Source organism: Neobacillus niacini, assembly GCF_036961885.1.
GTDB classification, from domain to species: Bacteria; Bacillota; Bacilli; order Bacillales; family Cytobacillaceae; genus Neobacillus; species Neobacillus niacini_H.
Map to the genome: position 1 here is coordinate 52,148 of NZ_JBALNQ010000022.1, position 9,353 is coordinate 61,500.

The 9,353-nt window shown below is 38.2% G+C and carries 12 protein-coding genes; 10 read left to right on the top strand and 2 right to left on the bottom strand.

The features are described 5' to 3' along the window. Positions 1 to 13 precede the first annotated feature (13 nt). From rpsI to V7124_RS10640, 8 genes are all read left to right on the top strand, one after another. Positions 14 to 406, top strand: a complete 393-nt coding sequence (gene rpsI / locus V7124_RS10605; protein WP_132096546.1) for a 30S ribosomal protein S9 — start codon at positions 14 to 16, stop codon at positions 404 to 406. 48 nt (positions 407 to 454) lie between these two features. Then, positions 455 to 712 (top strand): hypothetical protein, encoded by a 258-nt coding sequence (locus tag V7124_RS10610; RefSeq protein ID WP_335488784.1) that lies wholly within the window; start codon positions 455 to 457, stop codon positions 710 to 712. 36 nt (positions 713 to 748) lie between these two features. Continuing rightward, positions 749 to 1,762, top strand: coding sequence for a hypothetical protein (locus tag V7124_RS10615; RefSeq protein ID WP_335488787.1), 1,014 nt, complete (start codon positions 749 to 751; stop codon positions 1,760 to 1,762). An 82-nt stretch (positions 1,763 to 1,844) separates the two neighbouring features. Then, on the top strand, positions 1,845 to 2,531 hold the full coding sequence (locus V7124_RS10620) for a response regulator transcription factor (RefSeq protein ID WP_335488790.1): 687 nt from the start codon (positions 1,845 to 1,847) through the stop codon (positions 2,529 to 2,531). After that, positions 2,521 to 3,951, top strand: a complete 1,431-nt coding sequence (locus V7124_RS10625; RefSeq protein WP_335488793.1) for a sensor histidine kinase — start codon at positions 2,521 to 2,523, stop codon at positions 3,949 to 3,951. The genes V7124_RS10620 and V7124_RS10625 overlap by 11 nt, the downstream gene beginning before the upstream one ends. Positions 3,952 to 4,032: 81 nt before the next feature. Beyond that, positions 4,033 to 4,476, top strand: a complete 444-nt coding sequence (locus V7124_RS10630) for a YbaK family protein (RefSeq protein WP_335488796.1) — start codon at positions 4,033 to 4,035, stop codon at positions 4,474 to 4,476. Between the two features lie 131 nt (positions 4,477 to 4,607). Continuing rightward, complete coding sequence (cwlD, locus tag V7124_RS10635) at positions 4,608 to 5,333, top strand: N-acetylmuramoyl-L-alanine amidase CwlD (RefSeq protein ID WP_335488799.1); 726 nt, start codon at positions 4,608 to 4,610, stop codon at positions 5,331 to 5,333. A 127-nt stretch (positions 5,334 to 5,460) separates the two neighbouring features. Further along, positions 5,461 to 6,516, top strand: a complete 1,056-nt coding sequence (locus tag V7124_RS10640; protein WP_335488805.1) for an Mrp/NBP35 family ATP-binding protein — start codon at positions 5,461 to 5,463, stop codon at positions 6,514 to 6,516. 59 nt (positions 6,517 to 6,575) lie between these two features. Here the strand turns inward: V7124_RS10640 and gerD are convergent, their stop codons facing one another. After that, the gene (gerD, locus tag V7124_RS10645; RefSeq protein WP_335488802.1) at positions 6,576 to 7,169 is read right to left on the bottom strand and encodes a spore germination lipoprotein GerD; all 594 of its coding nucleotides are present in this window, start codon (positions 7,167 to 7,169) and stop codon (positions 6,576 to 6,578) included. Positions 7,170 to 7,321: 152 nt separating this feature from the next. Here gerD and V7124_RS10650 point away from each other — a divergent pair, with 152 nt between their 5' ends. Then, positions 7,322 to 8,008, top strand: a complete 687-nt coding sequence (locus V7124_RS10650; protein ID WP_335488808.1) for a KinB-signaling pathway activation protein — start codon at positions 7,322 to 7,324, stop codon at positions 8,006 to 8,008. Positions 8,009 to 8,031: 23 nt separating this feature from the next. On the opposite strand, the gene pdaB is transcribed toward V7124_RS10650, so the two are convergent. Next, positions 8,032 to 8,784: a polysaccharide deacetylase family sporulation protein PdaB gene (gene pdaB, locus V7124_RS10655; protein ID WP_335416031.1), complete on the bottom strand. Its 753-nt coding sequence runs from the start codon at positions 8,782 to 8,784 to the stop codon at positions 8,032 to 8,034. A 139-nt stretch (positions 8,785 to 8,923) separates the two neighbouring features. On the opposite strand from pdaB, the gene V7124_RS10660 reads away from it, so the two are divergent. Then, positions 8,924 to 9,154: a hypothetical protein gene (locus V7124_RS10660; RefSeq protein WP_335416032.1), complete on the top strand. Its 231-nt coding sequence runs from the start codon at positions 8,924 to 8,926 to the stop codon at positions 9,152 to 9,154. Positions 9,155 to 9,353 lie beyond the last annotated feature (199 nt).

Below are 9,353 nucleotides of genomic sequence, written 5' to 3' on the forward strand. Positions count from 1 at the left end.
GGAGGGAATTAACTTGGCACAAGTTCAATATATTGGTACTGGTCGTCGTAAGAGCTCTGTCGCACGCGTGCGCTTAGTTCCAGGTACAGGTAAAATCCTAATTAACGGTCGTGACATCGAAGAGTATATCCCATTTGCAGCTTTACGTATGGTTGTAAACCAACCATTAGTTGCTACTGAAACAACAGGTAGCTACGATGTTCTTGTAAACGTAAGCGGTGGTGGATACACTGGTCAAGCTGGCGCAATCCGTCATGGTATTGCTCGCGCATTACTTACAGTTGATCCTGAATATCGTCCAACATTAAAGCGTGCAGGTCTATTAACTCGTGACCCACGTATGAAAGAACGTAAGAAATACGGACTTAAAGGCGCTCGTCGTGCACCTCAGTTCTCTAAACGTTAATCTTCAACACTTCAAAGGCTCTCAACCAATACGGTTGGGGGTCTTTTTTTGCGTTTGCCCGATTTACTGGCACAATCAGTTCAGGATAGTTACCTTAATTTAAGATTGCTCGATTTACCGGCACAATCAGGTCCGGATAGTTACCGTAATTTAGGATTGGCAGATTTACGGGCACAATTAGGTCCGGATTGTTACAGTAATTTACCCCAGAGGTGGGCTGGGATTATTTTTAAAAAAATGTATTATGACATCTTCCTGACATTTATGGGCGTTATAGTAATGGTACAAGGTTCAGCTAGTACATGAGCCTAGAAGTTTTAAATAACAAGGAGGCAATTATAAATGAAAAGGTCAGTAGTAGGTTTAACAGTAGCTGGTGTACTATTGCTAGGTGGATACGCATCCACCACGTTTGCAAACGATGAAGGGACGAACAGCATAAATACAAAGGTTGAAAGTTTTATGAAGGGCTTTAAGGGTATGAAGGGATTCGGACATAAAGGGATGAATTCAGAGGATTTACTAGACAAGGCGAAGGGTTTAGGAATTGAAACAAGCGGCAAGGATGCGGAAACCTTGATGCCTGAAATCCAAGAGGCGTTAATTAAGCAACAAGCAGAAGAATTAGGAATCAAAACGGCTGACAAAGACCTAGATACTCTTGCACAGGAAGTTCAATTAGCACACCTACAAAAAAAGGCAAAGGCATTAGATATTAAAACGGATGGAAAAGATGCACAGATCTTAAAGCAAGAAATACGTTTAGCGGAGCTTAAGAAGAAAGCGGAACAGCTGGGTGTTACAACGGTTGATAAAGATGTAGAAACATTAAGACAGGATATCAGACAAGCTGAAATCAATAAGAAAGCCAAGGAACTTGGTATAACTACTGAAGGGAAGGACCTAACCACCCTTACTCAGGAAGTATATACAGCCACAATTAAGAAAGAGGCTGGCGACCTAGGCATAAGTATAGAAGGAAAGGAAATCAATGAAGTTGCCCAAGAGGTTTATAAGGCAAAGGTAAAAGCAGATGCAAAGGAATATAATATCACGATTGATGGGAAAACCATACAACAACTAGCACAAGAAGTGATGGAGAAGAAGTTAGTGAAATTAGCGAAAGATCTAGGAATTTCAGCCACTGATAAAACAACACAAGAACTAATAATGGAAATAAACGAAAAGGATTCTGCAAAGTTAGAAGCGCTTCTTGGCGATAATAACTTCGGAATGCATGGCATGGGTAAAGGCGGGCGTGGAATGGGCGGCTTTGGACATAGAGGCGGCGGTCACGGCGGCGATATGCACCAAGGTGGTAGTGAAATGGGTACCATGAGCATGATGGGTCTTTAAAAAATGGTACTTCAAAATCCTCGGTATATTCCATCGAGGATTTTTTTAGTATAGTTAAATAGATCGGATTGGGGAGATACAAGTGAAAACCATTTTGGTTGTGGAAGATGAACAAACAATTTCCAGAGTATTGGCTGTTTATTTACAACATGCAGGTTATATAGTGGTACAAGCCTATGATGGTGAAGAAGCATTGCGATTATTCAATGATCATACTCCAAACCTTGTTTTACTCGATGTTATGCTGCCGGGGAAGGATGGCTGGGGCATTTTAGAGGAGATTCGAAAAATCAGTGCCTGCCCGGTCATTATGCTTACAGCACTAGGGGATATCGACTATCGCCTAAAAGGCTTAAATCAAGGAGCAGATGATTATATCACTAAGCCATTTGTTGGTGAGGAAGTGATAGCTCGTGTTCATGCTGTACTTCGACGTTCAGCAAATGTTCTTGATACGGAAAATAGTAAGCAGTTTGGCTGCCTCAAAATAAATCTTGATTCACGTGTGGTGACAATTAATGGGGAAGAAGTCATTTTAACACCAAAGGATCTTAGTTTGCTTATTTTCTTAACAGAGAGGCCCAATCGAACTTTTACAAGAGATGATTTAATTGAAAGTGTATGGGGAATGGATTATGAAGGTAGCGATCGGGCTGTTGATTTAGCAATTAAAAGGATACGGCATGCGCTTGGTGAATGGCCGGTCACACAAGGCGAAATCCGTACCCATCGAGGATTGGGGTATCAATTCTGTGTTTATGAAAAATAAAAAAAGAACAACCTTATTAAAATATTGGACAACTAGGTATCTTTTTACACTAATTGTCGGCTTAATCATCTTAGGTGCCGGTTCCTTATGGTGGATACAGAAAACAACCTTAGAAAACCGTTTGAACCTAATGGAATATTTAGCTGTTGAGACGGCTAATCGGGTAATTCAGTCGAATGGAATGATGGAAGTAGCCCCATTTTTCAATCGCATGCTCGAAGAACGGTCTAGAGTCCTTCAAATAGATAAGGAGCCAGAACTTTTTATTACCGATTTGAAGGGCGAAGAGATTTTTTCAAGATCAAGGCATATGGGTCCTGGACGGATGGGGCAAAAAAATCAAAACAAACTCGATGTTCCAAGCGAAGTATTCGAAAATAATGACACCATTCAAAAGTTGGATGTAGAGAGTTTGGGTGTGGTGTATGCCGTCAAATCGCCAATAATGGAAAGTGATAATCAAATTGGCTGGGTTGTCTTAATGCAAAGCGCTGATGAACTTTCAGAAGTAAAACAAGAATACAGACTATTAGTTATTTTATTGGTTGGATTAGGCTTATTAGGGTGGATAGTGATTTACCTTCTCTCAAAGAAAGTTTTAAAGCCTATCCAAGAAGTTGCCCATGCAGCAGCACAGATTAAAGATGGCAATTATGATCTTAACTTAAATACAGAATCAAACGAACTGGAAATAGTTGAACTCGTCAGTTCATTTACTGAAATGACAAATCGGTTAATGCAGCTTGAAAAACTTCGGGCTGAGTTATTAGCAGGGGTGACGCATGATTTAAAAACACCTTTAACTTCGATAAGTGGTCTTGTCCAGGCTGTTCGTGACGGAGTGGTTACGGGTGAGGAACGGGAGGAATTTCTCGGCATAACGCTAAAGGAAGTCAATCGCCTTCAAACCATGATTGCGGATTTATTGGATTTTAATTCTTTAGCAGCAGGGGCTTTTTCAATAAGACCTGATTATTGCAATATGAATGAAATTGTTCAGGAGATTGTACGTGAATGGTCTTTAACACAGCCCCATTCATTACGATATCAAGTAGTTGTTCCTGAAGAGATGCTATATCGCACCATTGATCCGTTACGGTTACAGCAAATAATGATTAACCTTCTAAACAACGCTTCACAATCACTTAATGGAGAGGGGTTAATAACCGTAATCCTCTCCGAGAATTCAATTGATATTAAGGATACTGGTCCAGGAATACCAGAAGCCGAACAGCCCTATGTGTTTGAACGATTTTTTAGAGGTGAAAAAAAGAAATTAAAGGTAAGAGGACTTGGTTTAGGGCTGCCTTTCAGTAAAATGCTCGCAAAAGCATTACAAGGCGATTTAATCTTAAAGGAGAGCAGTAGTAAAGGAAGTACGTTTTCAATCCTATGGAATAAGGAAAACATAATACGATAAAAATTGGCAATTGAAAACGTTCTGCATTTTGCATTTCTTAGTACCGAGGGATGAAGAATAGTCCTAAGAGGTGAAAATGGAGTGACTGTAATAACTACCTTTAAAGAAAAGCGTCGCGATAAACAATTAAAATACGAGCGGTCCGTACTAAAGGACTTATCGGTTAAAACGTTAAAAGAACGAGTGCAGCAATACTTTGGCTCCTCAAGAATTTCACAGAGTTTTGTTATGAATACAGGAATAGAAGAGGCTTGCTATGATGTAGCGTTAGAAGCCTATTTATTGGGAGCTAAATTCAGCAAATTTGGATATTATGGCGAAACTATAGATGATGTGCGAAAACGTTGTTATAAAGAAGAAAAACACCTGACTGATACCCTTTACAACTTTCTGCTTTATTGGGGAAATGGTGAAGAAGGAGTAATGAGTGAAACATTGTATTACTCCTGTGAGGGCTATATCGATGTTTGGTGGAAAGATGGTTACGAAAAAGCTCAAAGACGCCGTAAGCTGCGGTTACATTAGTAATTTTTCAAATAAAGCACCAAGGATTAAGCCTAAAACGCTTACCCCTTGGTGCTTTATTTTTGTTCTAAACACCTTCCTTGTCCCATATAGTTTAGTGAATAGGGACGAGCGGGAAGGGATGATTTGGGGTGTCAAAAAAAAAGTTAAAGGTCATTGGGTTTTCTGTGGGTTTACTACTGCTATTTCTGATCTTACAATATGATTTTGTTAAAGAAAATACATGGGGCGATTCATGGAGTCTTCCGTTATCAGGGAAAATCATCCTACTTGACCCAGGCCATGGTGGACCGGATGGAGGAGCAGGTACTTCCAAAACATTAGAGAAAGACATTGCCTTGGATATTTCCTTAAAAGTCAGAAATTATTTGCAGGAGCAGGGAGCCTTAGTTCTCATGACCAGAGAGACAGATACAGATTTAGCGGATAAAGATACTAGGGGATATAGTAGAAGGAAAGTGGAGGACTTAAAGAAGCGGCTTAAGATAATCAATCACACTGATAATGACCTTTTTGTCAGCATTCATTTAAATTCTATTCCATCTTCAAGATGGAGTGGAGCCCAAACCTTTTATGCGCCTCATTTCAAAGAAAATGCAAAGGCGGCAAAATTCATTCAAGATGAGTTGATCGTTAATCTAGAAAATACAACCCGAAAAGCAAAGCCAATCAATTCAGTTTATATTTTAAAAAATGCTAAAAAGCCAGGAGTGTTGGTTGAGGTAGGCTTCCTTTCAAATCCTAACGAAAGAGAACAATTAAAAAAAGACGCCTATCAGGAGAAAATAGCGGTCTCTATCTATCAAGGGATAACTCGTTACTTTACGAATGAAAAAGAAATAAAGGTGGAAGATTAAGGGAGGTGAAAATACACCTTCTATTTTTTTGAATTTCATCAACATGTGATTCATTTAACTTTTTAGGAGCTTGAATATGGTATACTTAAAATTGGAAACGAATTCATTAGGTGAGGTGTTTGTTTACATGTTAACAGAAGTAAAGGTCCGTGAAGTACTAGGCAGCTTAAAAGAACCATTTTTACATAAAACTTTAGCAGAATTAAATGCTATCGAAGAAATTAAGATTAAAGAAGAGAAAAACCATGTCAGCGTGAAGCTGCAAATTGCCAAAACAGGCACAGCTGAACAACTACAGCTGCAAACACAAGTTGTCAATTTGCTAAAAGAAGCAGGTGCAGCAACAGTAGGTATTCGATTTAGTGAGCTTCCAGAAGCAGTATTAGCAGAACATCGTCAAGCCGCAGGTGAAACAGAAGACAAAGGATTACTTTCTTCTGATAAAACGACCTTTATCGCGATTGCTAGTGGTAAAGGTGGAGTGGGTAAATCAACAGTGTCTGTTAACCTTGCTGTTGCGCTAGCGCGTCTAGGTAAAAAAGTTGGACTAATCGATGCCGATATTTATGGGTTTAGTGTTCCGGATATGATGGGGATTACGGAAAGACCTGTCGTAAGAGCAGAAAAAATTCTTCCAGTAGAGCGTTTTGGTGTGAAAGTCATTTCAATGGGTTTCTTTGTTGAAGATAATTCTCCAATCATTTGGCGCGGTCCGATGTTAGGGAAAATGCTGAATAGCTTCTTTAATGAAGTAGAATGGGGCGAAATTGACTACTTACTGTTAGATTTACCTCCTGGAACTGGGGATGTTGCCTTAGATGTTCATACGATGCTTCCTGCTTGTAAAGAAGTAATCGTAACCACTCCACATCCAACAGCAGCATTTGTTGCAGCACGGGCAGGTGCAATGGCACTTCGTACGGACCATGAAATCATTGGAATTATTGAAAATATGGCCTATTTCGAAAGTAAGTTAACAGGTGAAAAAGAATATGTATTCGGTAAAGGCGGCGGTGATAAATTAGCTGAAGACTTGAATTCAGAAGTCCTAGGTCGCCTGCCTCTTAATCAGCCTGATTGGAATGATGAAGACTTTGCTCCATCCATTTATCAGGAAGACCACCAATTAGGAAAAATATATTTAGACATCGCTGAAAAATTGACAAGCCGTTTGAAAAAGTAATTAAAATAGATAAGGCCTCTTCCACCGCTTTGGAAGAGGCCTTATCATATCTTTAGCGCTTAAGAACCCCCGCCTCCGCTTTTTTCTTTGCTTTTGCTTTCTTTTGCCTTTGTTTCTTCAGCTGCCTTTAAGAGTAATTCTTGTATTTTCATTTGGTATAATGGACTTTCAATTGTTTCAGAAATAACTGTTTGAAGATGTTCTCTGTATTCTTTACTTTTTAGAGCATCTGCCATTTCCTTTTGAATTTCTGGCTCTTTAAAAACCTCAATCATCATCCCTCTATACTCGGGGTCATTCATCAGGTCCTTTAAAATTTTTTCATTCTCAGCTCTCATACTTTTGGCAACACCCTGTGCGAATTTCTTATCGCTAAAGGTTTTTTTCCAGAACTCTGTTGCATTTTCTGAAGTAAGGGTTTGTTGAATCGTATCTGAAACAACCTTTTGATCCATTACCAGGGATTCCTTCATCTTATCATTTGACATTACTTCTTCAATGGCTTTCTTTCCATCATCCGTTTTCAGGATATCAACAACCATTTTCTTTGTGGCATCATAATCTATTTGCTCTCCGCCGCTTGCCTCTGGAGAAGCGCAGCTAGCTAAAAATACGGTGATAAGCAAGAGGAGAAATAGTTTTTTTTCTTTCATTTAAAAAGCTCCTTTCACATAGGAATCCTTAATTTTTAGGATGAAGAAAAGAGCGTTAGATTATGCGTGAGGAATTTGAAAAGATGGATTTTTTAAATTTGGATTGGTACAATCAGGTTGGAGTTTTATTTTTATTATTGGAGGATACTGGTGTGACGAGTCGTATTTGGGTTAGGCTGTTTATGACTACGCTGTTAATTGGCGCAATTACAACAGCAATTGTAGGTTTTATTATCAATTGGAATGAATATGTGCATTATTTTACTGACTTTCGAATCCTCAATATAGTATCCGCCCTTTTTTGGTTTGTTTTATGGGGTGTTCTTTATAGTGTAATTAGTCAAATGGGCTATTTCGCCTACCTTACTGTCCACCGTTTTGGACTAGGTATATTTAAATCAGTATCCCTTTGGAATGGTGTCCAAGTAGTTTTAATCGTATTTGTCTTATTTGACCTAGTGTATTTGCGTTATGAAACCTTTGCGAATTCTGGGGACAGTCTCTTACCGTATATCGGACTAACGGCTTTGCTGTTAATTCCTGCGGTTGTCACTGCGTGGTACAAAGCAAAACAAACAAATCGAGAGGCATTTATTCCGGCACTCTTTTTCATGATTGTTGTAACCGTTATAGAGTGGTTCCCGGTATTACGTGTAAATGAACAAGACTGGGTTTATCTCATGTTGTTCGCTCTATTTGCTTGTAATGCATATCAATTATTGATTCTGCATAAATTAAATCTCAAATCACAACAGGAAAGACAGAGAATTGAAAGTAAACGATCTTCAAATAAAAAAACGAATGTTTCTAAAAAAACAAGTAAAAAACCGTCCATTTAAATAGTGGACGGTCTTTTTGTAATTTACTTTATTTCTTTATTATCTACTGAACCATTTGCAATTAATTCTGAAACAGTTACTAATTTTAAGCCTTTACCCCGTAGTTCCTGAAGGATTCCTGGCATTGCTGCTGCTGTTTGTTTAGCGGAATCAGAAGCATGGAGAAGTACGATATCTCCTTTATCAGCACTTTTTACATTTTTTATAATTTCACTTGCTCCAGGGTTGGTCCAATCCTTTGAATCTATGCTCCAATGAACGACAGTATAGCCGTAACGTTCTGCTATTTTTAAGGACCGTCCATCAAAATGACCTGTAGGGGCACGCAAAAGTTTGATGTCTTTAATATTTAACTTTCTAAAGGCTTCCTTTGCTTTTGAGATATCTTTCCCGATTTTAACATCTTCTAGTTCAGTGTAATCTTCATAGGCATATCCTAAGATCCCAACTTCAAAGCCTTCCTTAACGATCCTATTGACAATATCCGGATGCCGCTCAGCCCAAGAACCGGCTAAAAAGAAGGTTGCAGCCTTTACATTTTCTTTTTTCAACACATCCAAAATCGGTTCAGCCTTTTCATCACCCCAGCCAATATTAAAGGTAAGTGCAATGTCCTTTTCACCGCGATATACGGCTTTTGGTCCATCCTTTGTTGAAAAGACTGGTGATAAGGATAGGTTTCCCCAAAAGAGATACAGAGCAGTAAAGAATGCAGCAATAACAACTAATAGAATTTGTTTTACAGATTTCCCATTTAGCACAAAAAAGAAATTCATTTTGACCACCTCGTCCATTGCTTCCTTGTCTCATACCTATGCTTTTTTTAAAATTAATATGATTAAAGAAAAAATAAATTATAAATATTGCTAATTGGGAAAAGACTACTATAACTATACATTCATAAAGGGTGATTCAATGTTTGGGCTTATCATTAATGATAAAGAGGTAAAAGAGATGGAATACCTTATTAAAAGAGAAATGGATGAAATCTTATTTGACTTGAAAGATGAACGTATCGACCATATCGTAAAACGGGCAATGGAGGAACGATACAAGATTTTATTTACCCTATTTAGAAGAGTAGCTTCACCGAATGAGTGTTTAAAATATATGAGGAAAGATAATAAAAGCAGGAAAAAAGGGTAGGCAAATTCAGTAAAAAAGGTCAGGAACTTATTTTTTAAAATTATGTTGACACATTAAAGATATCTTGGTATATTAATAAACGTCGCTGCTGACGTAAAACAATTTTCTTAAAAAAGAGATTGACATTTATGATGTAGTGATGATATATTTATAAAGTCGCTTTTGAGCGATATTGAAATCTTGTTCTTTGAAAACTAAA

Excerpts from the sequence above, each read along its gene's own strand:
- V7124_RS10625 (WP_335488793.1), top strand. The coding sequence starts at position 2,521 with ATGAAAAATAAAAAAAGAACAACCTTATTAAAATATTGGACAACTAGG.
- pdaB (WP_335416031.1), bottom strand. The coding sequence starts at position 8,784 with ATGAATTTCTTTTTTGTGCTAAATGGGAAATCTGTAAAACAAATTCTA.
- V7124_RS10640 (WP_335488805.1), top strand. The coding sequence starts at position 5,461 with ATGTTAACAGAAGTAAAGGTCCGTGAAGTACTAGGCAGCTTAAAAGAA.
- V7124_RS10660 (WP_335416032.1), top strand. The coding sequence starts at position 8,924 with ATGTTTGGGCTTATCATTAATGATAAAGAGGTAAAAGAGATGGAATAC.
- V7124_RS10615 (WP_335488787.1), top strand. The coding sequence starts at position 749 with ATGAAAAGGTCAGTAGTAGGTTTAACAGTAGCTGGTGTACTATTGCTA.
- gerD (WP_335488802.1), bottom strand. The coding sequence starts at position 7,169 with ATGAAAGAAAAAAAACTATTTCTCCTCTTGCTTATCACCGTATTTTTA.